The 25,117-nt window shown below is 72.2% G+C and carries 23 protein-coding genes; 8 read left to right on the top strand and 15 right to left on the bottom strand.

Features of this window, described 5'->3' with window-relative positions; all coding sequences use genetic code 11:
* Nucleotides 1-10: 10 nt before the first annotated feature.
* The 4 genes from ileS to ASC64_RS15385 all read right to left on the bottom strand — a co-directional run bounded on the left by ileS (nucleotide 11) and on the right by ASC64_RS15385 (nucleotide 6,111).
* Nucleotides 11-3,220, bottom strand: a complete 3,210-nt coding sequence (gene ileS, locus ASC64_RS15400; protein ID WP_056908381.1) for an isoleucine--tRNA ligase — start codon at nucleotides 3,218-3,220, stop codon at nucleotides 11-13.
* Between the two features lie 499 nt (nucleotides 3,221-3,719).
* The gene (locus ASC64_RS15395; protein WP_056908380.1) at nucleotides 3,720-4,742 is read right to left on the bottom strand and encodes a hypothetical protein; all 1,023 of its coding nucleotides are present in this window, start codon (nucleotides 4,740-4,742) and stop codon (nucleotides 3,720-3,722) included.
* Between the two features lie 290 nt (nucleotides 4,743-5,032).
* Entirely contained in the window at nucleotides 5,033-5,611 is a 579-nt protein-coding gene (locus ASC64_RS15390) for an AAA family ATPase (protein ID WP_235563771.1), read from the bottom strand.
* A complete protein-coding gene (locus ASC64_RS15385; RefSeq protein WP_056908379.1) occupies nucleotides 5,608-6,111 on the bottom strand; it encodes a hypothetical protein in 504 nt (167 codons plus the stop codon). Before ASC64_RS15385 ends, ASC64_RS15390 begins: the two co-directional genes overlap by 4 nt.
* A gap of 89 nt (nucleotides 6,112-6,200) precedes the next feature.
* Between ASC64_RS15385 and ASC64_RS15380 the strand changes: the two genes are divergently transcribed.
* Genes ASC64_RS15380 through ASC64_RS23100 form a run of 3 tightly spaced genes read left to right on the top strand, consistent with a single transcriptional unit; the run spans nucleotide 6,201 to nucleotide 8,701 of the window.
* Nucleotides 6,201-6,746, top strand: a complete 546-nt coding sequence (locus ASC64_RS15380) for a DinB family protein (RefSeq protein ID WP_082550510.1) — start codon at nucleotides 6,201-6,203, stop codon at nucleotides 6,744-6,746.
* Nucleotides 6,747-6,780: 34 nt separating this feature from the next.
* Nucleotides 6,781-7,719, top strand: a complete 939-nt coding sequence (gene dapD, locus ASC64_RS15375) for a 2,3,4,5-tetrahydropyridine-2,6-dicarboxylate N-succinyltransferase (RefSeq protein ID WP_056908377.1) — start codon at nucleotides 6,781-6,783, stop codon at nucleotides 7,717-7,719.
* 13 nt (nucleotides 7,720-7,732) lie between these two features.
* Nucleotides 7,733-8,701: a hypothetical protein gene (locus ASC64_RS23100; RefSeq protein WP_082550509.1), complete on the top strand. Its 969-nt coding sequence runs from the start codon at nucleotides 7,733-7,735 to the stop codon at nucleotides 8,699-8,701.
* Between the two features lie 79 nt (nucleotides 8,702-8,780).
* Here ASC64_RS23100 and ASC64_RS15365 read toward each other — a convergent pair whose 3' ends face one another.
* The 3 genes from ASC64_RS15365 to fdxA all read right to left on the bottom strand — a co-directional run bounded on the left by ASC64_RS15365 (nucleotide 8,781) and on the right by fdxA (nucleotide 12,358).
* Nucleotides 8,781-10,760, bottom strand: coding sequence for a nidogen-like domain-containing protein (locus ASC64_RS15365; protein WP_162245813.1), 1,980 nt, complete (start codon nucleotides 10,758-10,760; stop codon nucleotides 8,781-8,783).
* Between the two features lie 128 nt (nucleotides 10,761-10,888).
* On the bottom strand, nucleotides 10,889-12,010 hold the full coding sequence (gene dapC / locus ASC64_RS15360; RefSeq protein ID WP_056908375.1) for a succinyldiaminopimelate transaminase: 1,122 nt from the start codon (nucleotides 12,008-12,010) through the stop codon (nucleotides 10,889-10,891).
* Nucleotides 12,011-12,031: 21 nt separating this feature from the next.
* The gene (gene fdxA / locus ASC64_RS15355; protein ID WP_056604759.1) at nucleotides 12,032-12,358 is read right to left on the bottom strand and encodes a ferredoxin; all 327 of its coding nucleotides are present in this window, start codon (nucleotides 12,356-12,358) and stop codon (nucleotides 12,032-12,034) included.
* Between the two features lie 74 nt (nucleotides 12,359-12,432).
* Here fdxA and ASC64_RS15350 point away from each other — a divergent pair, with 74 nt between their 5' ends.
* Nucleotides 12,433-13,347 (top strand): GNAT family N-acetyltransferase, encoded by a 915-nt coding sequence (locus ASC64_RS15350; protein ID WP_156385226.1) that lies wholly within the window; start codon nucleotides 12,433-12,435, stop codon nucleotides 13,345-13,347.
* A 208-nt stretch (nucleotides 13,348-13,555) separates the two neighbouring features.
* Complete coding sequence (aspS, locus tag ASC64_RS15345) at nucleotides 13,556-14,854, top strand: aspartate--tRNA(Asn) ligase (protein WP_056908373.1); 1,299 nt, start codon at nucleotides 13,556-13,558, stop codon at nucleotides 14,852-14,854.
* A 78-nt stretch (nucleotides 14,855-14,932) separates the two neighbouring features.
* On the opposite strand, the gene ASC64_RS15340 is transcribed toward aspS, so the two are convergent.
* Genes ASC64_RS15340 through ASC64_RS15325 form a run of 4 tightly spaced genes read right to left on the bottom strand, consistent with a single transcriptional unit; the run spans nucleotide 14,933 to nucleotide 18,263 of the window.
* The gene (locus ASC64_RS15340) at nucleotides 14,933-16,687 is read right to left on the bottom strand and encodes a VanW family protein (RefSeq protein WP_056908372.1); all 1,755 of its coding nucleotides are present in this window, start codon (nucleotides 16,685-16,687) and stop codon (nucleotides 14,933-14,935) included.
* 9 nt (nucleotides 16,688-16,696) lie between these two features.
* Complete coding sequence (locus tag ASC64_RS15335; RefSeq protein ID WP_056908371.1) at nucleotides 16,697-17,062, bottom strand: hypothetical protein; 366 nt, start codon at nucleotides 17,060-17,062, stop codon at nucleotides 16,697-16,699.
* The gene (gene mshB, locus ASC64_RS15330; protein WP_056908370.1) at nucleotides 17,059-17,964 is read right to left on the bottom strand and encodes an N-acetyl-1-D-myo-inositol-2-amino-2-deoxy-alpha-D-glucopyranoside deacetylase; all 906 of its coding nucleotides are present in this window, start codon (nucleotides 17,962-17,964) and stop codon (nucleotides 17,059-17,061) included. Before mshB ends, ASC64_RS15335 begins: the two co-directional genes overlap by 4 nt.
* A 5-nt stretch (nucleotides 17,965-17,969) precedes the next feature.
* Entirely contained in the window at nucleotides 17,970-18,263 is a 294-nt protein-coding gene (locus ASC64_RS15325) for a hypothetical protein (protein ID WP_056908369.1), read from the bottom strand.
* A 42-nt stretch (nucleotides 18,264-18,305) separates the two neighbouring features.
* Here ASC64_RS15325 and ASC64_RS15320 point away from each other — a divergent pair, with 42 nt between their 5' ends.
* Nucleotides 18,306-19,505, top strand: a complete 1,200-nt coding sequence (locus ASC64_RS15320) for a hypothetical protein (protein ID WP_056908368.1) — start codon at nucleotides 18,306-18,308, stop codon at nucleotides 19,503-19,505.
* 157 nt (nucleotides 19,506-19,662) lie between these two features.
* On the opposite strand, the gene ASC64_RS15315 is transcribed toward ASC64_RS15320, so the two are convergent.
* The 4 genes from ASC64_RS15315 to ASC64_RS15300 are packed head-to-tail and all read right to left on the bottom strand — an operon-like array spanning nucleotide 19,663 to nucleotide 23,566.
* Nucleotides 19,663-20,469, bottom strand: a complete 807-nt coding sequence (locus ASC64_RS15315; protein ID WP_056908367.1) for an acyl-CoA thioesterase — start codon at nucleotides 20,467-20,469, stop codon at nucleotides 19,663-19,665.
* 25 nt (nucleotides 20,470-20,494) lie between these two features.
* A complete protein-coding gene (locus tag ASC64_RS15310; RefSeq protein WP_056908366.1) occupies nucleotides 20,495-21,538 on the bottom strand; it encodes a glycoside hydrolase family 43 protein in 1,044 nt (347 codons plus the stop codon).
* Between the two features lie 25 nt (nucleotides 21,539-21,563).
* Entirely contained in the window at nucleotides 21,564-22,886 is a 1,323-nt protein-coding gene (locus ASC64_RS15305) for a cytochrome P450 (RefSeq protein ID WP_056908365.1), read from the bottom strand.
* Complete coding sequence (locus ASC64_RS15300) at nucleotides 22,883-23,566, bottom strand: lysoplasmalogenase (protein ID WP_056908364.1); 684 nt, start codon at nucleotides 23,564-23,566, stop codon at nucleotides 22,883-22,885. Before ASC64_RS15300 ends, ASC64_RS15305 begins: the two co-directional genes overlap by 4 nt.
* Before the next feature lie 23 nt (nucleotides 23,567-23,589).
* Between ASC64_RS15300 and ASC64_RS15295 the strand changes: the two genes are divergently transcribed.
* Nucleotides 23,590-23,922, top strand: coding sequence for a DUF3054 domain-containing protein (locus ASC64_RS15295; RefSeq protein ID WP_056908363.1), 333 nt, complete (start codon nucleotides 23,590-23,592; stop codon nucleotides 23,920-23,922).
* Nucleotides 23,909-25,114 carry an MFS transporter gene (locus tag ASC64_RS15290; RefSeq protein ID WP_200937781.1) on the top strand — a complete coding sequence of 402 codons (1,206 nt, stop codon included), beginning with the start codon at nucleotides 23,909-23,911 and terminating at the stop codon, nucleotides 25,112-25,114. The genes ASC64_RS15295 and ASC64_RS15290 overlap by 14 nt, the downstream gene beginning before the upstream one ends.
* Nucleotides 25,115-25,117 lie beyond the last annotated feature (3 nt).

Raw genomic sequence — 25,117 nt, 5'->3', positions numbered from 1 at the left:
CGCACGTCCGTCAGGCGCGCGCCACCTCGACGCCCACCTCGGGCGCGTCGGCGTACGACACGCTCGTCGCGAGCGTCTCCTCGGCGAGCAGCGCCTCGTGGGTGCGGGCCGCGTCGAGCGTGGCCGCGGGGCCGGACAGGGTGAGCGCGATCCGGTCGGAGACGGCCAGGCCGGCGTCCTTGCGGGCCTGCTGCACCGCACGGACCAGGTCGCGCGCCGTGCCCTCGGCCTCGAGCTCCGGGGTGACCTCGGTGTCGAGGACCACGAACCCGCCGCGCGGCAGCACACCGGTGGCGGTGCCGCCCGACGCGTCGCCGGCGACGGTGTCGAGGGCGTACTCCCCCTCCACCAGCTCGAGTCCGCCCGCGGTGACGGTGCCGTCCTCGGCCACCGACCAGTCGCCGGTCTTCGAGCCCTTGATCGCGAGCTGGACGTCCTTGCCGAGCCGCGGTCCGGCGGCGCGGGCGTTGATGGTGAGCCGCTGTTCGACGCCGTACGACGCCGCCTCCGGGGTGTCGAGGTCGAGCAGCCCGACCTGCTTGAGGTTCAGCTCGTCGGCCACCAGCTGCTCGAAGCCGGCGAGCGCCGCGGCGCCGGGCACCACGACGGTCAGCGACTGCAAGGGCAGGCGGTTGCGGAGGTTGGCGGCCTTGCGGAGCGCCGACCCGGCCGAGCAGACGTCGCGGACGGTGTCCATCGCCGCGGCGAGTGCGTCGTCGGCCGGCAGGACGTCGACGGACGGCCAGTCGGTGAGGTGCACCGATCGCTCGCCGGTGAGCCCGCGCCAGACCTCCTCGGTCGTCAGCGGCATCAGCGGCGCGGTCACGCGGCAGACGACCTCGAGCACCGTGTAGAGGGTGTCGAACGCGTCGGCGTCCTCGTCCCAGAAACGGTCGCGCGAGCGCCGGATGTACCAGTTGGTCAGCACGTCGAGGAAGCTGCGCGTGGAGTCACACGCTGCGGCCACCTCGTAGTTGTCGAGCTGGTCGGTCATCGTGGCGACGTAGTCCCGCAGCTTTGCCAGGACGTAGCGGTCCATCGGGTGGGCGCTGTCGGTGCGCCACGTGGCGTCGTGACCCTCGCCGCCCTGGGCCGCGTTGGCGTAGAGGCTGAAGAAGGACCAGCTGTTCCACAGCGGGATCAGCACCTGGCGCACCGAGTCGCGGATGCCCTGCTCGGTGACGACGAGGTTGCCGCCGCGCAGGATCGGGCTCGACATGAGGAACCAACGCATCGCGTCGGCGCCGTCGCGGTCGAAGACCTCGCGCACGTCGGGGTAGTTGCGCAGCGACTTCGACATCTTCTGGCCGTCGTTGCCGAGCACGATGCCGTGGCTCAGGCACGTCGAGAACGCCGGACGGTCGAAGATCGCGCCGGCCAGGACGTGCATCGTGTAGAACCAGCCACGGGTCTGGCCGATGTACTCGACGATGAAGTCGCCCGGGAAGTGGTGCTCGAACCAGTCCTTGTTCTCGAACGGGTAGTGCACCTGGGCGAAGCTCATCGAGCCCGAGTCGAACCAGACGTCGAGGACGTCGGTGACGCGGCGCATCGTCGACGTCCCCGTCGGGTCGTCGGGGTTGGGTCGGGTCAGCTCGTCGACGAAGGGCCGGTGCAGGTCGGGGTTGCCGTCCTTGTCGCGCGGCAGCGTCCCGAAGTCGCGCTCGATCTCCTCGAAGGAGCCGTAGACGTCGATGCGGGGGTAGTGCTCGTCGTCGGACTTCCACACCGGCACCGGGGAGCCCCAGAAGCGGTTGCGGGTGATCGACCAGTCGCGGGCGTTCTCCAGCCACTTGCCGAACTGGCCGTCCTTGATGTGGTCGGGCACCCAGCGGATGTCCTGGTTGAGCGCCATCAGGCGCTCCTTGACCTTGGTCACCTCGACGAACCACGACGAGACGCCCTTGTAGATCAGGGGCTGACGGCAGCGCCAGCAGTGCGGGTAGGAGTGGTCGTAGGTCTCACGGCGCACGAGGACGGTGCCGGGCGTGACGCTTCCCGTCTCGCCGGTGCCGGCCGTGGCGGCCTTGAGGTGGTCGATGACGTGGAGGTTCGCGTCGAAGACCTGCATGCCCTCGTAGTCGGTGACCGGGAAGGTGAACCGGCCGTCCTTGCCGACCGGCATGACCGCCTCGATGCCCTCGCGGTCGGTGACGACCTTGTCGTCCTCACCGAAGGCGCCGGCGGTGTGCACCAGCCCGGTGCCGTCCGTGGTGGTGACGAACTCGGCCGGCACCAGGCGGAAGGCCTTCGGGTGGCCGGAGTAGTAGGAGAACGGGGGCGCGTACTCCAGCCCGACGAGGTCGGCGCCCGTGCCACGCCAGCTGACCTGCGGGTCCTCGCCGAGCTCGCGGGCGTACGACGCCAGGCGGGCCTCGGCGATCAGGTAGCGCTCGGTGCTGCCCGTGGGGCCGTCGGACTCGACGACGACGTAGTCGATGTCCTCGCCGACCATGACGGCGAGGTTGGACGGCAGGGTCCACGGCGTCGTCGTCCAGACGAGGACCTTGACCCCCTTGAACCCGCCCTCGGTCGTGACGTCGTAGCCGACGGTGACGGCAGGGTCCTGGCGCATCTGGTAGACGTCGTCGTCCATCCGCAGCTCGTGGTTGGACAGCGGCGTCTCGTCCTGCCAGCAGTAGGGCAGCACGCGGAAGCCCTCGTAGACCAGGCCCTTGTCGTGCAGCTGCTTGAAGGCCCAGATGACCGACTCCATGAACTCCGGGTTCATGGTGCGGTAGTCGTTGTCGAAGTCGACCCAGCGCGCCTGGCGGGTGACGTAGTCGCGCCACTCGCCGGTGTACTTCAGCACCGACTGGCGGCAGGCCTCGTTGAACTTCTCGATGCCGAGCTCGACGATCTCGTCGGTGGTCTTGATGCCGTTGAGGCGCATCGCCTCGAGCTCGGCGGGCAGGCCGTGGGTGTCCCAGCCGAAGCGACGCTCGACCTTGTGCCCGCGCATCGTCTGGTAGCGCGGGATCAGGTCCTTGACGTAGCCGGTGAGCAGGTGGCCGTAGTGGGGCAGGCCGTTGGCGAAGGGCGGGCCGTCGTAGAAGACGAACTCGTTGGCACCGTCGGCACCGCCGTCGCGCTGCTCGACGCTCGCGCGGAAGGTGTCGTCGGACTCCCAGTACGCCAGCACCGCCTCCTCGATGTCGGGGAAGCGCGGGCTGCTGGCCACGGTCGTGGCGCCGGTGTGCGAGACCTTGGGGTAGGCCATCTGGGGTGCTCCTCGCGGTGCGTCGTACGTCTCGGTCGTCTGACACGAGGACGACGTCTGCCGCGGTACCACCTCGCTTGCCTCTCACCGTTGGTCGAGGAAGGACGGAGTCCTGTCACGAGACCAGAAGGTCGAGACCGCTCATTCTCGGCTGTGTCGGGCCGTACCCGTCGGGTTCTAGTGGGGTGGCGGCCGGGTCGCCGCACCTGTTCTTCCCGAGGCTCGCCGCTGATGACGGCTCAAGCGCCTGCCCCGATCGTACGGCGCTCGCTCGCGGGCGCGCCAATCAGTTCGGGTCTGCCCGCGCCGGGCTGGGTCCGGGGTGGTCCACCGGGATGGAGGCGTCCGTCTGGGTAGTCCACCGGGAAGTGGTGGTCCGTGCGCGGTAGTCCACCGGGAAGTGGTCGTCGGAACGGCCACCTGGCAGCCGTTTCCCGGTGGACTACCTCGGGAGCCACGCTGAGGCCACGGCAGTCGCCACGGACCGCCGAGAGGCGGGTCAGGCGGCTCGTCGGTAGCGCAGCAGTCGGGCTCGTTGCGCCGCGTCGAGCGCACGTCGCCGAGCGACCGTGTTCGTGGGCGTCCACCAGTCCGGCGGGTCGACCGTCCAGGCGCGCGATCGGGGCCCTGACCGTGCCCGACGGGCAGCAGCGTGCAGGCGTTCGACGAAGCCGTCGAGGTCGCGCCAGTCGGTCGCCAGCATCGTGACGGTCTCGAGGCCGAGGTCCCGGTACGCCGCTTCCTGCTTCACGTCCGTCGCTGCGCCGACCAACGACAGGTGGTCGCTCCCGTTGTACTGCCCCGCCAGTCCCGTCTCCGGGTCGACGAGGTCAGGGGTGCCGACATGGCGCCCGTCGAGCGTGAAGACCGGCGCGTTGCACAGGGGCCTGGGCAGCCCGGCACGACGGGTCCACACGCCACGCATCCTCGTCTCCTGGGGCGACCACGAGTTCTCCTCGCCCTCGGCGAGTGCGTCACGCGCCTGCTGGATCCCGGTGACAGGCCCCAGGCCGGCCAGGTACGCGGCCACCTCGGCGAGCGAGACGTGGTCGGCGTAGCACGCCATGTCCAGGGCGACGATCGCCTCGCCCAGCGTGCTGGCGTACCGCATCTCGTACGCCGCCGAGCGCACCGAGAGCGTGACGGGCAGGCCGTCGACGGTCGCGATCTCATCAGGGTGGAGGAACTCCTGGCTCACGCGCATGCCGGCCTGCGCGGTGCGATCGCGCGTTGTCACGAGCGGGACCTCACGCGGCGCACTCCCCGACAAACCGTCGAACCACTCCGCCCGCTGCCACCGCAGGGCCGCCCACCCCGTCACCGCCTCGTCTCGGCGGAGGACGGCGGCCGCCTCGACGATGCGCTGCTCGACGCTCCGCTCGACGTCTGCCGGCACGAACAGCCCGCGGCTCGTCGTACGCCATTGTGGTCCACGTGCCCGACCGCGAGTCGGGCCGGCCAGCCCAAAGGGGTCGACGCGGACCGGCCGCACCAGGCCCGGACGTCGGGAGAGCTCATCCATGGCAGGACGATTCCCGCTCCCTCGCGCTTCAGCCGGTCGTCCACAGGCCAGATCATCGGGGTAGTCCACCGCCTTTCGGCGGTCTCGGGGCCGGTTCCGCGACCACTTCCCGGTGGACTACCCCGGCGGCCGCTGTCCGGGTAGTCCACCGCCTTTCGGCGGTCCCGAGCCCGGTTCCGCGACCACTTCCCGGTGGACTACCCCAGCAGGCAGCCACTTCCCGGTGGACTACCCCAGCAGGCAGCCGCTTCCCGGTGGACTACCCCAGCAGGCAGCCGCTCCCCGCTGGACTACCCCGCGAGGATGCGGGCCGCGGCCTCCTCCGGGGAGAGGTGGGTGGTGTCGAGCCGAAGGTGGGGGAAGTCGGCCAGCACCCGGTCGCCGGGCAGCGGGCGGTCCGGCGAGGTGTTCATCGTGAACGTCGCCTCCCGCTCGCGGACGTGCGCGTCCGAGGCGGCGAGGTCGCGCTTGGAGGGCTTGGCGGCGAGCCTGTCGGTGCCCGCGTTGCGATCGAGGCGCGTGGCGAGGTCGGCGTACAGCTCGACGAAGCGCACCGACAGGCCGCGGTCGACGTAGGGGGCGATCAGGTCGCGGAGGTACGCGGCGTCGCCCTCGCCCGCGAGGTTCCACACCGTCGTGACCACCAGCGGCACGCCGTGGGCCGCGGCCTCCTCGATCACCCGGCGGCGGAACTCGCCGTTGAGGGTGCGGAAGGCCGGGCTCTGCTGGCCGAAGATCTCGTGGAGCGGCTCGATCGTGTGGTGGTTGTGGAACAGCCGGAAGTGCGAGCGCTCGCACACCGCCCGGCCCACGGTCATCTTCCCGACCGCCGGCGGACCGAACAGGACGACGAGCTCGCACGTGCTCACGCCGTCGGAGCCCCGCCCCGCCCGAACTGCCCCACCAACGTGACGGCCAGCTCGTCGAGGGTGCGGCGGTGGTCGGCGTGCAGCGTGGCGACGTAGTCCGTCGACGCACCGGCGGGCACCACGGTCGAGAACTCCTGCGTCAGGCTGCAGGACTCCTCGTCCAGCGGCAGGATGTCGAGGACCTGGAGGTTGTCGAGGGTGTCGGTGATGGTCCGGGTGACGGCTCGCCGCCCCTCGACCAGCGACTGGACCTCCATCATCGTGCCGCGGAGCACGCCCCCGGGACGGGAGAGGAAGACCTGCACCTCTCCGACCGCACGCGCCGGTGTGCCCGGCAGCGTCGTCCCGTGGAAGGCGTCGCTGTGCAGGACCCGGCTGGCGTCCGGGTCCCACATGAAGTCGAACGCCTCCTGGGCGTTGCACGCGAGTCCCACCGTCACCGACTCCACGACGGTGAACGGTTCGGTGAGCACCTTGATGAGCTGACGACGCGCGCGCATGGGCCCAGTGTGGTCCCGCGACCGTTCGCCCGACCCGCCGAACCGGGAAACTCGTCGCGCGGCCCGCCGACATGCGGTTGGCTGACCGCATGGCGAATCCCGGGTACGACGGCATGTGGCTCCCCAGCGACCAGGACCCACGCATGCAGGCGGGGCCTGCCTTCGGCGAGCGGGCCTGCCTGGTGGGCTACCTCGAGCACTACCGGCAGACCCTGGCGCTGAAGTGCGACGGCCTGACGGCCGACCAGCTCGCGACGAAGGCGGTGCCGCCGTCGAACATCTCCCTGCTCGGCCTCGTGCGGCACATGGCGCGGGTCGAGCAGAGCTGGTTCCGACGGGTGATCGAGGGCCGGATGGACATCCCGCGGCTGTTCCAGGACGCGTCCGAGGACGCCGGGTTCAACTTCCCGGAGATCGACGACGACCTCGTGCGCTCGTCGCACGCGCTGTGGCAGGACGAGATCGCCTACGCCCGCGAGGTCCTCGAGCGCACCGACCTCGACGCGGTGGTCGACGTACACGGTGAGCCCACGGAGGTGCGCGACATCATCGTGCACATGATCGAGGAGTACGCCCGCCACTGCGGCCACGCCGACCTGGTGCGCGAGTGCGTCGACGGGCGCGCTGGGCCGTAGTGGCCCGAAGGGGTCGCTTCCGTAGGCTTGCGGGGTGACTGCTGCCTCCGGCTACGGCCTGCTGACCCTCCACGGCGACACCGTCCTCGACGCGTGGTTCCCCACGCCCGTCCTCGGCGCGACCGAGGGTGGGCCCTCGGAGGAGCTCGCCTTCCTCGACGGCGGCGAGGACGACCTGCGCGGGGTGACCCGCGAGGTGCGCTTGGTGGAGATCGACGACCTCGACGCCGCCCCGGCCTCGACCGAGGACGTCTGGCTGCGGCTCCACCTGCTGTCCCACCGGCTCGTCCAGCCGCACGGCGTGAACCTCGAGGGCATCTTCGGCCTGCTCGCCAACGTCGTGTGGACCTCCGCCGGACCCTGCGCGGTCGAGGGCTTCGAGCTGGTGCGTGCCAAGCTCCGCACGGTCGTGCCCGGCCACGTGGTGCAGGTCTTCGGTGTCGACAAGTTCCCGCGGATGACCGACTACGTCCTGCCCGCCGGCGTCCGCATCGCCGATGCCGACCGCGTACGTCTCGGCGCCCACCTCGCCGAGGGCACCACCGTCATGCACGAGGGCTTCGTGAACTTCAACGCCGGCACGCTCGGCGCCTCCATGGTCGAGGGCCGCATCTCGGCGGGCGTCGTGGTGGGAGACGGCTCCGACGTCGGCGGCGGCTCCTCGATCATGGGCACCCTGTCCGGTGGCGGCAAGGAGGTCATCTCCGTCGGCGAGCGCTGCCTGATCGGCGCCAACGCCGGCATCGGCATCTCCCTCGGTGACGACTGCGTCGTCGAGGCCGGCTGCTACGTCACCGCCGGCACCAAGGTCACCGTGAAGGACATCGACGGCAAGCCGCAGGTGGTCAAGGCGGCGACCCTGTCGGGCGCCGACAACGTGCTGCTCCGCCGCAACTCGGTGAGCGGTGCCGTTGAGGCGGTGGCGTGGAAGGGCGACGGCATCGCCCTCAACGCCGCGCTGCACGCCAACTAGCGCGGGAGGACCCGTGCCGTCGTTGCGCGCGACCGCCGTCGGCGCGGTGGCGGTCCTGGGTGCGGTGGCCGCCGTGCTCGTGGTCGTGGACCGCGGCGGCGTACCCACCCTGCTCGACTCCAGTGGCTGCACCGCCGAGGTCGACGGCCACACCGTCGACATCGACCTCGAGCAGGCCGAGAACGCTGCCCTCATCACCGCGATCTCGATTGAGCGGGGCATGCCGGCCCGGGCCGCGAGCATCGCGCTGGCGACCGCCTTCCAGGAGTCCAAGCTCTACAACATCGACTTCGGCGACCGGGACTCCGTCGGGCTCTTCCAGCAGCGGCCCTCCCAGGGCTGGGGGTCGGTGAAGCAGCTGACCGACCCGGTCTTCGCGACCAACGCCTTCTACGACGCCCTCACGAAGATCGAGGGCTACCGCGAGATGGAGATCACCGAGGCCGCGCAGGCCGTGCAGCGCAGCGCCTACCCGGACGCGTACGCCGACCACGAGGAGGACGGCCGCGCCCTCGCCTCCGCCCTCACGGGCAACTCCCCGCGGGGGATGTGGTGCGACGTGCCCGGTGACGCCGACGAGGCGAGCGACACGCTCGACGACAGCGGCCTCGTGCCGCGCGCGAGCGTCGTACGCCGGGAGCTGGAGGCGGTCTTCGGCCCGCTGTCGCTGGGCGGGTTCGAACCGGGGGGCATCTCGACCGGGCACATGGAGGGGTCGGCCCACTACGAGGGCCGCGCCATCGACGTCTTCGTCCGGCCGATCAACGCCGACAACAAGCAGCGCGGCTGGGCGATGGCGACCTGGCTGGTCGCCAACGCCGACCGCCTCGACGTCAACACGATCATCTTCGACGACCGGATCTGGCACGCGGGCTCGCGGTCGGACGACGGCTGGACCGACTACCGGGTGCCGTCGTCCTCGCGCGGGGACCGCAGGATCCTCGAGCACCGCGACCACGTCCACGTCGACGTCATCGACTGACGGGCCGCGGCTCTCGTCGCGACGACCGGTGGCGGCCACCTGGCTGGTGGCCACCACCGGTCGACCCTGCGCTACTGCCTCAGCAGAGGGCGGCCTTGGCCGCCTCGACCGCCGCGGCCGCCGTCGCGACCGATGCCGCCGAGGCCTTCTTCGCCGCCTTGGCCTTCTTGACCGTCTTCTTGGCCTTCTTCACCTTCTTCGCCAGCTTGGCGATCGTCGCTCCGGACGCTCCGTTCTTCTTGGCCTTCTTGAGCGCCTTCTTGGCCTTGGCCAGCTTCTTCGTGGCCTTCTGGAGCTTCGCCGTGGACTGCCCCAGGACCTGCTGCGCCGCCGTGAGGGCGGCAGTCGCCGTGGCGAGGGCCGCCTGCTTCTGCGCACACGCCGGGTCCGGCGTGGGCGTCGCGGTGGGCGTGGGCGTGGTGGTCGGCGGGACGCTGCAGTCCACCGTCACCGAGAAGGTCAGTGCCTGGACCGGCACCTGCCGCACCGGGGACGTGGCCGTGCAGTCCTCGGTCGATGCGACGACCCGGTAGAAGCCGGCCACCGTGTTCCAGCCGACGCGTCCGGTCTCGTCCGTGTACTGCGGGTTGTCCGCCCATCCGAGGACCGACGTGTACGGCAGCACGTCGGCGAAGCCACCGGATGCCGTCGTGCTCCGCTGCAGGGTCACCTCGGCGCCCAGGACGGGTGCGCCCGTCCGGTCCACCACGACGCTCGGCGGGGCAGTCACGAGGTCGAACTCGACCACCTCGTCGGCGGCTGCGGCACGGGCGCCGCCGCCCGAGGGGAGACAGGTGATCTCCACCGTCACGCGGGCCACGCCGACGTTGGCGGTCAGGGCCGGCACGACCGCCGAGTAGGTGACCATCCCGGGGCTCCCCGCGACGGGCGTCTTGGTCAGCACTCCTTGCGCGATCACGGCGTTGTTCGCCCGCACCGTCCAGGTTCCCGAGCCGTCGCACATCGGCGGCGACGTCACGGTCGTCGGTTGATCGGTCCACACCACCGGCACCACGCCGGAGGCCGAGCCGGCGGTCCACCCGTCGGGGACTGCGACGAGACTCGCGCCCAGGGGGATGTCGAGGTCGTAGACCTGCTCGCCGGTCACCGTGACGGTGCGGGAGGCGGGTCCGTGGTCCTGCGAGCGGGCCCGCACGGTGTAGGTGCCGGGCGCGACCGACACGAAGGAGTAGCGCCCGTCGGCGCCGCTGGTGACCACGCGGCACGAGCCGGCCGTCGTGCACAGCTCGACCCCGGCTCCCGGCACCGGGTAGTCGCTGCCCCCGTCGTTGCCGAGGACCAGGCCGCGGACCAGGCCGCCACCCAGGTCACTGGCGCGGAACGGGAATAGGTAGCTGCCCGCCCCGTTGTTGCCGCCAGCCGTGAGCGAGTTGGCCGCGCCGTCCAGGAGAGCGCCGTTGACGAACGAGCCCGCCAGCATGACGTTGGTCTCGGGGAGGCCGTCGCCCGTGCTGAGTCCGGCTGCCGCGGACGTGCCGCCGAAACCGTTCGAGCCGCCACTCGCGTCGCCGGTCTCCCACGTGATCCGGTCGTAGTTGTAGACCAGGTCGAAGTCCCCCGCGCCCCGGTCGATCATCAGCAGCTGGAACGAGTTGGTCTTGTCGACGTGCTGGCTGTAGTAGCCGACGTCGACCCAGTTCACGCAGAAGGCGGGGGCACCGCCGACGGTCGTCTGGCCGTAGGTCACCTGGTTGCCCAGCCGCGTGTCGACGTCGGCGAGGAACGGGGCGAACATGACCGAGCCGCTCGCCGTGAAGTCGAACGGGGTGTACTGCGAGTACGGCCGGTCGAAGCTGATGTTGCCGTTGTTGTTGACGTAGACACTCGTGTGGACGGCACCGTTGAGGCTCACCTCGAAGCCGAGAGGGACGAGGCCGGTGGAGCCGTCGTCGTTGGCCGGCAGGGTGTTGTCGGTGCACCCGGCGAGGTCCTGGACGCGTGAGGGGGTGGGTGGGCTCGCGCTGGCGAGCTCCGCAGTGGCGAACGACCCCGCGACCAGGCTCAACGCACCTGCCAGGGCTACGACTCTCTTGTCCACGGCATGACCCCTCTCTGTGACGCGCCTCAGCGCTCGGCGAGACCACTGCACGGCCGCCGACGGCCCTCGGCACGACCTGCGGGAGGATTTGCCCAACATTGGGGCCGGAGCCGGGCGCCCGGCGTACGTCAGCCGGCGAGGCGGGCGACCGCGGCGTCGATGCGCTCGTCGGTGGCGGTGAAGGCGACCCGGACGTGCTCGCGCCCGGCGCCGCCGTAGAACTCGCCCGGCGCGACGAGGATGCCGAGCGCGGCGAGGTCGGCGACGGTCTTCCAGCAGTCCTCGCCGCGGGTGGCCCAGAGGTAGAGCGAGGCCTCGGAGTGGTCGATGCGGAACCCGGCGACCTGCAGCGCCTCCTTCAGCTTCGCCCGGCGAGCGGCGTAGCGGGCGTGCTGCTCGGTCGCGTGCGCGTCGTCGTCGAGGGCGGCGATCATCGCGCGCTGCTGGGGGCCGGGCATCTGGAGGCCGAGGTTCTTGCGGACCGCGAGCAGCTCCCCGACCAGGGCCGGGTCGCCGGCGACGAAGGCGCAGCGGTAGCCGGCGAGGTTGGACCGCTTGGACAGCGAGTGGACGGCGAGGACGCCCTCCATCGAGCCCCCGTTGACCTGCGGGTCGAGGATCGAGAGCGGCTGCTCGCCCTCCCACGCGCACTCGATGTAGCACTCGTCGGAGACCAGGATCGTGCCGCGCTCGCGGCACCAGTCGACGACCTTGCGGAGGTGGTCGAGCGGGAGGACCCGGCCGCTCGGGTTGGCCGGGCTGTTGAGCCACAGCAGCCGGGGCGTGCGGGGACCGAACGCGGTCAGCGAGTCGGTGGCAAGGCTCTCCGCTCCGGCCAGCGCGGCGCCCACCTCGTAGGTCGGGTAGGCCAGTGCGGGGTAGCCGATGAGGTCGCCCGCACCGATGCCGAGGTGGACGGCCATCGACCCGATCAGCTCCTTGGAACCGATCACCGGCAGCACGCCGTCGAGGCCGAGCCCAGTCACGCCGTGGCGCCGGGACAACCAGTCGATCGCCGCCTGGCGGGTCGCCTCGAGCCCGATCGTGGTCGGGTAGCCGGGCGAGTCGGCGGCAGCCCGCAGCGCCTCCTGGACGACGGCGGGCGTCGGGTCGACCGGCGTGCCCACCGAGAGGTCACAGACCCCGTCGGGGTGGGCGCGCGCCGTCGCCGCGTAGGTCGTCAGCTTGTCCCAGGGGAAGTCGGGCAGACGCTGCGAGACGAGTGGTTTCGAGGCTCGCTCCGCTCGCACCTCAACCACCGAGAGGGCAGGTCACTCGTCGTGCTCCTGCGGGGGCAGCGCGGCGACGAGCTCGTGGTCCTTGTCGATGACGCCCATCTTGGCGGCGCCGCCGGGCGAGCCGAGGTCGTCGAAGAAGTGGACGTTGGCGTCGTAGTAGCCCTTCCACTCCTCCGGGGTGTCGTCCTCGTAGAAGATCGCCTCCACCGGGCAGACCGGCTCGCAGGCGCCGCAGTCGACGCACTCGTCAGGGTGGATGTAGAGCATCCGCTTGCCCTCGTAGATGCAGTCGACGGGGCACTCGTCGACGCACGCGCGGTCCTTGAGGTCGACGCACGGCTGGGCGATGACGTAGGTCACCAGGTCCTCCTGAACACGGATGGGGCACGGGTGGGGCAGGGGTGGAACGTGTCGGCTCACTCTAGTATCCGGGAGTGCCCGATCCGTCAGAACCCCATGCCGACGAGACGAGGGTCGGCAGCCACATGCTCGGGCCGCACGTCGTCGGGCAGCGCGTCGTGGTCCGCCACCTGCTCCCGGACGGCCGCGCGACGGACGTCCTCGGCACCTGCACCTCGTGGGGACCGGAGTCGCTGACCGTCGACCGCGAGGGCCACGGCCCCGTCGAGATCGCGCTCGCGGACGTCGTGACCGGCAAGCCGGTGCCGCCGCGCGCGTCCGTGCGGGCCCGCGTCTCCGCCCGCGAGGTCGAGGAGCACGTCGGCGCGCTCTGGACCGCGATCGAGACCGAGCCGCTGGGTGACTGGCTGCTGCGCGCCTCTCCGCCCCACGGCGGGCGGCTGCGCCGCCGGGGCAACTCGGCGCTCGCCATGGCCGAGCCGGGCATCGGCTGGGCCGACGCCGCCTGGCGGGTGCGCGCGTTCTACGGCGCCCGGGAGCAGACGGCCTACGTCCAGGTGCAGCGCGGCTCCGACGTCGAGCAGACCCTCGCTCCCCTGGGCTTCTCCACCGACGGCGACGGTGACGCGCACGCGCAGCTGGCGTCCGTGGCGCGCGCGCTCCGGTCCGTACGCCAGTCCGCTCCCGACGTGCCCGCTGAGCTCGACGAGTCGCCCACCTCGGTCACCGTCATCCTGGACGCCGGGGCGGCGACCGGCCGGGGCGTCCTGTCCGGCGACTGGCTGCTGGTCGAGGGCCTCGTCGTGGATCCCGGGCACCGCCGCCGCGGGCTCGGCACCGCGGTGCTCGCCGAGGTGCTCGACTGGGGCGCCTCGCGCGGTGCGACGACCGCGATGCTGCACGTCGAGACCGTCAACACCGGCGCCATCGCGCTCTACGAGCGGCACGGCTTCGTCACCCACCACACCAACCGCTACCTCGTCGGCTAATCGGGTTGCGGGTGCGGACGGCGCCCCTGCACGATGCTCCCCGACGACCGCGGGGCCTGACACACCCCCTGCACGCCAGCAGAGCAGCGGCCGTCCGCGCGTCCGGCGGCACCGACGAGAGGCCGGACCACTCCGTTCGGCGAAGGTGTGGTGGCACCGCGACCTAGCCCCCGCCCACACCTCCAGGGCCCCCTACCTGGAGGAAATCATGAGAACTCTCTGCACGGACCTGACCACGACGACGCCCGGCACCGAGGTCACCCTCGAGGGCTGGGTGCACCGGCGCCGCGAGCTGGCCCGCGTCACCTTCCTCGTGCTCCGCGACCGCAGCGGGCTCGCGCAGGTCGTGCTGCCCGCCGGGACCGACGTACCCCCGGAGGAGACCGTCGTCCGGGTCACTGGCACGGCGACCGCCAACGCCCAGGCGCCCGGCGGCGTCGAGGTCACCGGGGCGGTCGTCGAGCCCCTGACCGAGCCGGCCGCCACCCCGCCGGTGGAGCTGTGGCGACCGACCCTGGACGCCTCCCTGCCGACGCTGCTCGACCACGCGCCCGTGCTGTGGCGTCACCCGGCGCAGCGCGCCCGGTGGGAGCTGGCCGCGGCCTCGCTGCGTGGCTTCCGCGCCACGCTGGACGGCCTCGGCTTCACCGAGATCGCCACCCCGAAGTTCGTCGAGTCGGCGACCGAGTCGGGCGCCAACGTGTTCGCGGTCGACTACTTCGGCCGTCCGGCGTACCTCGCCCAGAGCCCGCAGTTCTACAAGCAGCAGCTGGTCGGGGTCTTCGAGCGGGTCTACGAGGTGGGGCCGGTCTTCCGCGCCGAGCCGCACGACACCGTGCGGCACCTCGCCGAGTACCGCTCGCTCGACGTCGAGCTCGGCTTCATCCGCGACCACCGCGACGTGCTCGCGGTGCTGCGGGAGGTGCTCGCCGGGATGGTCGCGGCCGTGGCGTCCGGCGGGGACGCGGTCGCCCGCACCGGCGCCCGGCTTCCGGTCGTGCCCGCGGAGATCCCGGTGGTCCACTTCGCCGAGGCGCTCGAGCTGGTCGGCGCCCCGGCCGACGAGCCCGACCTCGCGCCCGAGCACGAGCGCGCGCTCGGTGCGTGGGCGCTGGCCGAGCACGGCAGCGACTTCCTCGCCGTCGAGGGCTACCCGATGGCCAAGCGGCCGTTCTACACGCACCCGTGGACCGGGGGTTTCGAGGCTCGCTCCGCTCGCACCTCAACCACCGAGGCGACGAACTCGTTCGACCTGCTGTTCCGAGGGCTGGAGCTGGTGACGGGTGGGCAGCGGCTGCACCGCGCGTCGGCGTACGACGAGGCGCTCCGCGCGCGGGGCGAGGACCCGGCGGACTACGCGTCGTACCTCCAGGCGTTCCGGCACGGGATGCCGCCGCACGGCGGGTTCGCGATCGGGCTCGAGCGCTGGGTGGGCCGCCTCGTCGAGGCGACGAACGTCCGCGAGGTCACGCTCTTCCCGCGCGACCTCCACCGCCTCTCGCCTTAGGACCGGACGACCTCAGCCGACAGCGTCCGCGGGTCACGAGCGCCGCGGACACGCGCCGAAGCGAAGCGGAGGCGCAGACTACTCGTCGACGGCGTCGGGGTTCGTGCAGATGACCGTGTCGCTGGGCATGTAGGTCGTGTGGAAGACCTCGTCGTCGCGGGTCTCGGTGTTGCCGTTGACCGGCTCGAAGTAGCGGGTGACGTCGATGTCGAAGCCGCCGAAGCCCTCGTTGGCGTGGCAGGTGAGCGAGTCGATCCGGCGCGTCTTGTGCTTGGTGAAGTTGTAGCGCTCACCGGTGGTCGTGGTGATGTCCCAGTACTTCGTGGAGTACATCGACGCGGTAACCACGCCCGAGGTCGTCGGCGTCGCGGGCGTCACCGTGGTGTGGATGAGGACGCCGTAGGGGGTGTCGTTGGTGAAGCGGAGGTCGACGGCACCCCACGCCACGGTCGCCTCGCGGCCGATCGGGTAGCGGTCGATGTAGAAGGAGTGCGGCTTGTGCTCGACGTCCTCGAGGCCGGCGAAGAACATCGCGTTGAAGAGCGTGGTCGCCATCTGGGAGACGCCGCCGCCGAGGTCCTGCACGAGGATGCCGTCGCTGATGATGTAGCCCTTGGTGAAGCCGTTCGCGACGGTGCGCTCGCCGACCGTGCCGTTGAGGGAGAAGGTCTCCCCCGGCTTGAGCAGCGTGCCGTCGATGAGCTCGGCGGCGCGGCCGATGTTGACGTTGCGGTACTCGGCGTAGGGGTAGTACGTCGTGAAGGTGGAGACGCGCTCCTTGACCTTCAACGCCCGCGCCTCCTTCGTCGTGAAGTCGGGCTGCGCGACCTGCGCGTCCAGCGTGAGCGTGCGCTCGCCCTGCGGCTTGGCCACGGCGTCGAGGAAGCCGGACTCCAGCTGCTTCGGGTCGAAGGTGACGCCCGGCTTGGCGGGCACGACCTGGGGCCTGCCGTCGACGAGTGCCACGCTGGCGTCGACCGGTGCACCCGCGGTGACCTTCGAGCCCACGACCTCGGTCAGCTTCGCGGGGTCGAGGGTCGGGACCAGCTCGCCGTCCGTCGGCACGAGGCTGAGGGCGGCGGTGTAGTCGGCCGGGAAGACCTTGACGGCCGAGCCCTGGAAGTCGATGGTCACCGGCGCCGCGACAGCCGGCGAGGCGAAGCCGTCGAGCGCCTCCTGGACGTCGGAGGCGTCGATGGCGGGCTGGACGGTGGCCATCTCGAGCGCCACCTCGTCGGGAGTCTCGGCGAGGAACGCCGCCTCCAGCGCAGCGAGGGTGTCGGCCGGGTCGAGGGCGGCCCCCGTGCGGGGCTCGGTGGTCTCGATGCGCTCCCCGTCGAAGGCGATGGCGCCGTCGCGCGACGTCGCGCCGTGCTGCTCGTCGAGACGGGCGAGGTAGGCGTTGTAGGCGGCGTCGTCAACGGTCACCTCGGCCTCGGTCTCGTCACCCCCGGTGAAGTAGTTCCAGAGCCGCACCGGGTCCCAGCTCTCCTTGCCGCCGGCCTCCGCCACGGAGGCGTCGTAGTCGACGCCGAGTCCCGCCTCGGCCGGGTCGATCGCCACCTGCTGGCCCTCGACGGTCGTGGCGATGTCGCGCGCCACCTTCTCCGCGAGCCCGGCCCGCAGCACCTGGGCCGCCTCGCTCTGCGAGTGGCCGCCGATGCGCACGCCCGAGACCGTCGTTCCGCGCGGGACCTTGTCACCGGCGGCGTAGTGCGCGGCGACGTAGAGGCCGCCGAAGACGACCACGAGACCGAGCAGCAGCCACACCACGACCTTGGCGCCGGCCTTCTCACGGGGCTGCCCGTCATTGCGCTGCTGCTTCTTCGACACGCGGCGAGTCTAGGAGGCGGGGCCCTGATCTCCCGGATCCCCGCCGGTCCCCGCAGCGGGCGGGCGAGGTCTCGGACGGTCCGACCACACGGTCGCCAGCGCGGCCACGAGGAGCACCGCCGAGCCGGCCACCAGGGACCAGCCCATCGCGTCGGCACCGACCAGGAACCCGCCGGCCGGACGGGCCAGCGCACCCCGCAGCACCGGCAGGCACCAGCCCAGCGCGAAGGCGAGGCGTACGCCGCCAGGGGGCAGCCAGGCGAGCACCACGAGCGCGGTGCCGAGCCCGAGCGTCATCCCCCACCACGCCTGGTGGAGCACCGTGCCGGCCACTCCGGACAGCACGCCCACCAGGAGGGCGGCGAGGGTCCTCACAGACCGGCGAAGAGGTCCGCCTCGAAGCCTTCGGCGTCCTTCGGCCCCTCGGTGCCCTTGACCAGGCGGTAGAACTCGTCGGACCACCACGAGTGACCGCTCTCGGCACCCGCGAAGAAGTGGCCGTCCTGCTGGACCTGGGTCTCGTGCTTGGCGAGCGCGGCCATCTTGCGCTGCACCGTGTCCGTGCCGTCGACGCGGGCGCTGATCAGCTCGTCGGGCGTGACGAACGGCGGCAGCTTGCCGTCGGGCTCCATGCCCTTGAAGGTCTCCGTGTCGCCCGACTCGCGCAGCTGGCGCAGGCTCTCGCGCATCCGCGACTCGCTCATCGCGGTCCAGTAGATCTTCGCGACGTCGTGCGGCACGCCGAGCTCGAGCTTGTACGACGGCGCGGCGGCCAGCTGGGCGGCGTACATCGCGACGCGGTGGGCCTGGATGTGGTCGGGGTGGCCGTAGCCGCCGAACTGGTCGTAGGTGACCAGCACCTGCGGGCGGACCTCGCGGACCACCTTGACCAGCTCGTCGGCCGCCTCGTTGAGGTCGGCGTTCCAGAACGCGTTGTCGGGGAGTGTCTCGGCCGGGATCGCGTGGCCGTCCTCGTGCCAGGCCATGCCGGAGTCGTGGAAGCGCCCGAAGCCGCCGAGGAAGCGGTGGTCGGTGACGCCCAGCACCTGCATCGCCTCGACGAGCTCCTCACGCCGGTGGTCGCCGAGGCCGCCCTTCTCCTCGTAGGCCAGGTGGGCCAGGTCGGGGACGAGCACCTCGCCCATCTCGCCGGCGGTGCACGTCACCAGCGTGACGCCCACGCCCTCGTCGACGTAGCGCGCCATGGTGGCGCCGTTGTTGATGGACTCGTCGTCGGGGTGCGCGTGCACGAGCAGGATGCGGCGGTCTGAGGTCATGGCTCTCAATCTAGGTCGGGGCGCTTGATCCGCTTGGGCGCCTTCGGGAGGTCCAACGGCGGGAGCGGCCCGATGTGTTCCGCGGCCTCCGGCTCGCCCTCGTCGAGCCACCCGTCGTGGGTGTCGACCAGCACCTCGAGCATGAAGCCGGGGGCGTCGCTCACGACCGCCCAGGGGTGGTCCTCGTCGTCGTCCTCGCCGGCCAGCCGCTCGCGCTCGACCCGGGCCTCGAACCCGTCGGCACGCAGCCGGGCGACGACCGCCCGCGCGTCGTCCTCCTCGAAGAAGATCGCCCTCACGGGTGTCCATTCTGCACACCCCTGTCTGGTTAGGGTCGAGGAATGCGCCCCGCCGGCGAACCCCAGCCCCCGTCCGAGACCCCGGTTGCGACCCCCGACGCGGCCGCCCCCGCCGAGACGACGGCCGACGAGCTGCGGCCGACCGCCTCGGAGTCGCCGTACGTCCACGGGGTGCACCTGCAGCGCACGGACGAGAACGTGCGCGAGATCGCAGCGCTGGCGGCCGTCCTCGGCGAGCCCACCGGGCTCGACGGCCTGCTCGCCGACCTGAAGTACGCCGTCCGCCCGGCGCGGGTCGTGCCGCGGCTGCTCGGGCGCGCGGTGCGGGAGGCCTACCGCTGGGACGACTACGACGAGCGCGACGAGCTCTGGTACCCCCAGGGCATCTCGACCAGCGCGGACGCGTCCGACACCGGTGGCGTCGGCGGCCGCAAGGTCGTGGTGACGACCTGGTACTCGACCAACAAGGACGGCATCAAGCGCGGCTCGCGCGTGACCTTCGTGGACCTCGACTCGGGGAGGTACCGCCACGTGCTGCTGGTCTCGCCGGTCTTCGACAAGGCCGGCAACCTCACCCTGAAGCCGATGAACATCCACGCGGGCGGCATCGTCTGGGCAGGCCCCTACCTCCACATCGCGGCGACGAGCCGCGGTTTCGTGACCGCGCGCGTCGACGACATCATGCGGGTGGCCGGCGACGACGACCACCCGGAGAAGTTCGGCCTCGAGGGCAGCACGCTCTACTCCTTCGGCCACCGCTACGTGCTGCCGGTCCGCTTCACCTACCAGGCGTTCACCGACGAGGGGCACGAGAAGCTGCGCTACTCGTTCATGTCGCTGGACCGGCGCTCCGATCCCCCGGCGCTCATCGCCGGCGAGTACGCCGCCGACCCCAACGCGACCACCCGGCTCGCCCGCTACCCGCTGGACCCCGGGACGTGGCAGCTCGCCGTCGGCGACGACGGCTTCTCCCGGCCGCTCGCCGTCGACGAGGGCGGCGTGCGCCAGATGCAGGGGGCGGTGATCGCCGGTGGTCGCTTCCACGTCACGGTCTCGCACGGCACCTGGATGCCAGGCAGCGTCTGCGCGGGCGAGCCCGGCTCGATGCGGGAGCACCGCTGGGCGCTGCCGATGGGGCCGGAGGACCTCAGCTACTGGCCCGCCACCGACCGGATCTGGTCGCTCACCGAGCACCCCCGCCGCCGCTGGATCGTGGCGATGGACCGGAAGTGGTTCGACTGACCCGATCCCCTCGTGGGCCCCCCGGCCGCTGCCGGATCCGTCATCCGAACCCGCAGCCATGAGGTCGGATCCGGATGACGGACCGCGCCGGCCCCACCGCCGACACGCCCGGGATGCGCGTTGAGTCGCTGAGCGACTCAGGTGCCAGTGCGGAGGCTCAGGCGCGCGGGAGCATGGCCAGCTGGCGGCTCTGGGCGACCAGGCGACCGGCCGAGTCCCAGACCTCGCAGTCCTCCTCGAACATGCCGCCGGCGACGTTGCGGGTGCGGTGCGAGACCTTGAGCCAGCCCGGCGCGGGCACGGCCCGCACGTGGACGGTCAGCTCCAGGGTCGGCGCCCATCCGGGGCGGCCGAGGTCGAAGGTCACCGGTGGCAGGGCGTCGCACACCATCAGCAGCCCCACGGGGTCGACGTCGTGGCCGTCGACCATCCGGAACCACGCCTGGATGTGCCCGCGGCCGCTCGGCGCCCCCATCGCCCACCCGACGCACGCCGGGTCGAAGCGCATGTCGAAGCGCTCCATGATCGGGGCGATGCGACGCGTCTCCTCAGGAGCCATCGACCCCGGCACGCACTCCTCGATCGGCGGGAGGGTGGGCTCGACGGCGGTCGTGGAGACGTCGGCAGGCAGGGCGCCGAGGTCGCCGTACGTCGCCAGCGCGGTGATGCGGGTCGTGCCCTCCTGGCCGAGCTCGGCCGCGACCGTCGCGACGCTGCCGCCCTCGCGCAGCACCCGCGTCGAGACGACCGCGGAGCCGGGACGGGACGCGGAGAGGTAATAGGCGCTGACCGACAGCGGGTGCGGCTTGGCGGGCAGGGTCTCCGCGACCGCCTTGCCGACGATGCCGAGCAGGTAGCCCCCGTTGACGCCTCCGCCGACCGTCCAGCCCGGGTCGAGCTCGGCGTCGAAGACGCCGTCACGGGAGGCGGTCAGCGAGGTGTGCGTGTCCCACTCGGAAGCCATGCGCTGAGCCTAGGTGGGTGCCGCGTCACCGCGGCCCGAGCCACCCGGTGACCTCGGGCACACCGCCCGGCCAGTGCAGCGTGGCGGCGTACATCGCCCGGATCCCGCGCTGGCGCGGCTTGTGGTCCCACTTGCCCCGGCCCTCGCACGGCAGGGCGGTGCCGCGGCAGGTCCAGCCATGCAGGAACAGGCGCGTCGCGCCCCCGTCGACGAGGTCGGCGCCTCCCGGACCGCACAGCCCGGTCGTCGCGGTGTCGAGGAGCATGCCGGTCGAGGCGGCGGTCCAGTCCAGGAGGGACCCCGTGCGCAGCCAGCGGGTGCGGTAGCCGCAGCGGGTCCAGTCGCCCTCCGACAGCAGCAGGACGTAGCCCCCGGCCTGCCAGACGAGCGAAGGGTTCTCGATGACGCCGGCTGAGCGCACCAGCTCCACGCTCGTCGCTCCCGCGGCGACCGCCTGGCCGTCGTCGGTCAGCTGCACGAGGCGGATCGTCGCGGGCTTCCGGTCGGTCTTGTAGACGAGGTAGGACGCTCCGTCGTGGTCGCGGAAGTAGGACGGGTCGATGACGCCGGCCCGCGGGAGCGTCGGATCGCGCGGCAGCATCGGGTCCTGTGCCGCCGGCACCTTGGCGTACGACGGGCACACGAGCGGGGCGCTGCCCACCGGGCGGAACGGGCCGCGCGCCGACGACGACCGCGCCACGCCGATGCACCGGCCGTGCTCGCCCATCCCCTGCACCGGGGTGGCGTAGTAGAGCAGCCACTGGTTGCGCACCCGCACCACGTCGACGGCCCAGACGCCACCCTCGCGCGACCAGGACGGCCGGTGGGTGAGCACCCCGCGGCCCCGCTGCCACGTCCCGTCGGCGCGCCGGGCCCACGCGTGCGGCACGCGGTCGCCGGTCGAGTAGGCGACCAGCCCGTCGGGCGTCGCGACCACGGCAGGGTCGGGGAAGTCGGCGTTGAGCACCGGCCGCGGGACGGAGTCGTCCGCCGTCGCGGGGCTGGCGAGGGCCAGCAGGACGGTCGTGAGCAGCAGCACGAGCAGGCGCGCTGCTCCCCGGTTCGGCACCGGGGGAACCTACCGCCTCGGTGCCTCAGGGGCGAAGCGTGGCGGGGAGCGTCTCGAAGCCCCGCAGGATGCGGGTCTCCCGCCGTCGGGCGCCTGGCTCGAGGCGCAGGTCCGGGTAGCGCTCCCAGATGGTCCGGAGGCCGACGTCGCCCTCCATCCGCGCCAGCTGCGCGCCGAGGCAGTGGTGGCGACCGGAGGAGAAGGCGATGTGGTCGCGGGCGTTGGCGCGGCCGACGTCGAAGCGCTGCGGCTCGGCGAAGACCTCGGGGTCGCGGTTCGCGCCGCCGAGGATGGCGGTGACCATCGACCCCGCGCGCACCTGCTGTCCGGCCAGCTCGGTGTCGCGGGCGGCCATCCGGGCGGTCAGCAGCACCGGCGGGTCCAGGCGCAGCACCTCCTCCACCGCGTTGGGCCACAGCGACGGGTCGGCGACCACGCGGGCCCGCTCGTCGGGGTGGTCGTGCAGCAGCGCGATCCCGTTGCCGAGCAGGTTGACGGTGGTCTCGAACCCGGCCGCGAGCACCAGGCCGGCGGTCGCCTTGAGCTCGGACTCGTCGAGGCCCTCTCCCCCGTCCCGCACGGCCACCAGCTCGCTGAGCAGGTTGTCCCCCGGCTCGCGGCGGAGGTCGTCGAGGTGGCGGCTGAGCCAGGTGTCGAACCGCTCCAGGGCCCGCGACACCGCGCGGTAGCGGCGGTAGCCGAGACCGAGGTCGAGGCTGGGCGCGGCGGCCGAGCCGAAGTCCAGCACCTGCGCGCGCTCCTCCTCCGGGACGCCGAGGATCTCCGCGATGACGGTGACGGGGAGCAGCGCGCAGTAGGACTCGACGAGGTCGACGGGGCTCGAGGCGCGTGGCTCGAGCGCGTCGAGCAGGTCGGCGGCGATCTCCTCGGTCCGGCCGCGCAGCCTCTCCACGGCGCGCATCGTGAACACGCGGGTCACGAGCTTGCGGTAGCGCGTGTGGTCGGGCGGCTCGGTGACCAGCAGCGACGGCGGCTCGACCGGGTGGAGGGTCCGCGGGGCGGACCACCGCGTGATCCTGCCGAGTGGGCCGTCGCTGGTCGGCAGGCCGGTGCGGAAGTCGTCGCTGGTGAGCAGCTGTCGTACGGCGGCGTGGCTCGTGGCGACGTACCCGATGCGGGAGCGGTAGAGCGGGCCGCGCGACCGGATCTCCTCGATCAGCTCGAACACGTCCTCGGTGCCGTGGGCGCCGACCCGGATCAGCCGCGCCTGCAGGTCGCCGCGCTCCGCGGCGCGGCGCAGGAAGAGGGTGGGCAGGCCGTGGGCCACCCCCCAGTGCACGCTCGATCGCACCTCGCGGGCGACCGGCGCGGCGGACAGCGAGGTCATGCCACCGAGACTAGCCCCGCCCGGCAGTCCGCGTCGGCGGCCCGCGAGCGCACGGCGACCACCAGCAACCCCTGCCCCACGACGTAGGTGAGCATCACCCAGAACGAGTGGGCCGGCAGGTCGACGTCGGCGAAGGCGCGCAGCGCGATCAGGGCGTCCGACAGCATGAACACGGCGCCACCGATCCCCGCGACCCGGCCCAGGCCCGTCGCCAGGACGGCCATCGCCGCCAGCGCGGTGCCGTACACGACGACCGCCGGCAGCAGGCCGCCCGCACCTGCGCGACACGTCGCGACGAGCGCGACCAGCGCGACGGCGTACGGCGCGAGCAGCAGCGGCCTGCCGAGCACCGAGCCCGTGCGGAAGCCCCAGAAGGCGCAGATGTACGCCAGCTGCGCGAGCAGGAAGCAGCCGATCATCAGCAGGAACCCGGTGTCGCTCGACACCAGGCGCGGCAGCGTGTCGCCGAGCCACGAGAAGAACAGCGCGACCAGGGTGACCCGCACCAGCGCCGGTCGCGGGGCAGGTGTCCCCACGACCAGGACCGCGGCCAGCGCGGGCATCAGGAGCGGCTGGGTGGCCTCGGCGAGGACGCCCTCGGGGGCGACGAGCTGGGCGAGGAGGTGGACGACGGCGACCAGCACGAGCAGCACGTACGAGACCGCGCGAGGAGCGAGCATGCGGTGACTCTAGGGTCGGGTCCATGTGGCTCGCGGTCGATCTCCTCCTCGTCGGCCTGTTCGCCGTCATCGGCCGGCTCAGCCACTACGGCTCGCTGACGATCGGCGGCTGGTGGACCACAGCCTGGCCGTTCCTCGTCGGCACGCTGGTCGCCTGGGTCGTGCTCACCCTGACCCGCAGGCCGCCCGCGGCCATCGGCTCGGGTGTCGTCGTCTGGCTCGGCGCGCTCGTCGGCGGCATGGTGCTGCGGCAGGCCAGCGGCCAGGGCACCGCCACCGCGTTCGTCGTCGTCGCCACCCTCGTCCTCGGGCTCCTGCTCCTGCTGCCTAGAGTCGGTGCACGTGCCCGACGCTGATGCCCGCCCCCGTTCCTCCGCTCTCCCGTTCGGCATCCTGCTCGCGGCCGTCGTCCTCGTCTCGGTCAACCTGCGACCCGGTGCGTCCTCGCCCGGCCCGGTGCTGGAGGAGGTACGCCACGGGCTCGGCATGAGTGCCGGCGTCGCGGGCGCGATGACCGGCCTGCCGGGCCTGTGCTTCGGGCTCGTCGGTGCCCTCGCGGTGGGCTTCGCACGCCGCGTCGGGATGACCACGGGCATCGCGATCGGTCTCGTGGCCGCGGCCGTCGGCCTGCTGCTCCGGGTGACCACCGACAGCGTCCCGCTCTTCCTCCTCCTCTCGGTGCTCGCGCTGGCCGGCATGGCGGTCGGCAACGTCCTGGTCCCGGCCTGGGTCAAGGCCCATGGGCACGCCGTGGTGCTGATGACCGTCTACGGCACCGGTCTCGTCGTCGGCGGCACCATCGGTGCGCTCGCGACCGCACCGGTGACCGAGTCCACCGACTCGTGGCGGACCGGGCTCGGCATGTGGGGCGTGCTCCTCCTGGTCGCGCTCCCGCTGTGGGGCTGGCTCGCGCTGCACGAACGCCGCTCACCCGCCGAGCACGACGTCAGCGGCGACGCGCCTCCGAGCGGTCGCATCGCGCACTCCCCGACGGCCGTCGCGCTGACCGTCCTGTTCGGCGTCCAGTCGATGCACGCCTACGTCCAGTTCGGCTGGGTGCCCCAGATCTACCGCGACGCCGGACTGTCCGCCTCCACCGCGGGGGCGCTCCAGGCGCTGCTCTCCGGTGTCGGCATCCTCGGCGCCCTGGCCATGCCCACCGTCATCGCACGCAGTCAGGGACTGCACGCATGGATGGTGTCGTTCGGCGTGTCCCTGGCCCTGGGCTACCTCGGCCTGCTGCTCGCGCCCGCCACGGTGCCGTGGCTCTGGGCCCTGCTGCTGGGCCTGTCCGGCCTCGCCTTCCCCACCGCGATCGCGCTGATCACCGCGCGCACCCGCCACCCGTCGGTCACCGCGCAGCTCTCGGGCTTCGTGCAGCCGATCGGCTACGCGCTGGCCGCGATCGGCCCCTTCGTGGTCGGGCTGATCCACGACGCCACCGGCGGCTGGTCGCTGGTCATCGTGCTGCTCGCCCTCACCTCGGTGCCGCTGACCCTCGCCGGCCTGCGCGTCGCGCGACCGTCGTACGTCGACGACGAGATCTGAGCC

The organism is Nocardioides sp. Root122, from assembly GCF_001425025.1.
Lineage (GTDB): Bacteria > Actinomycetota > Actinomycetes > Propionibacteriales > Nocardioidaceae > Nocardioides.
Note: the sequence above shows the minus strand (reverse complement) of the source record. Positions and strands in the feature narration are given on the sequence as shown.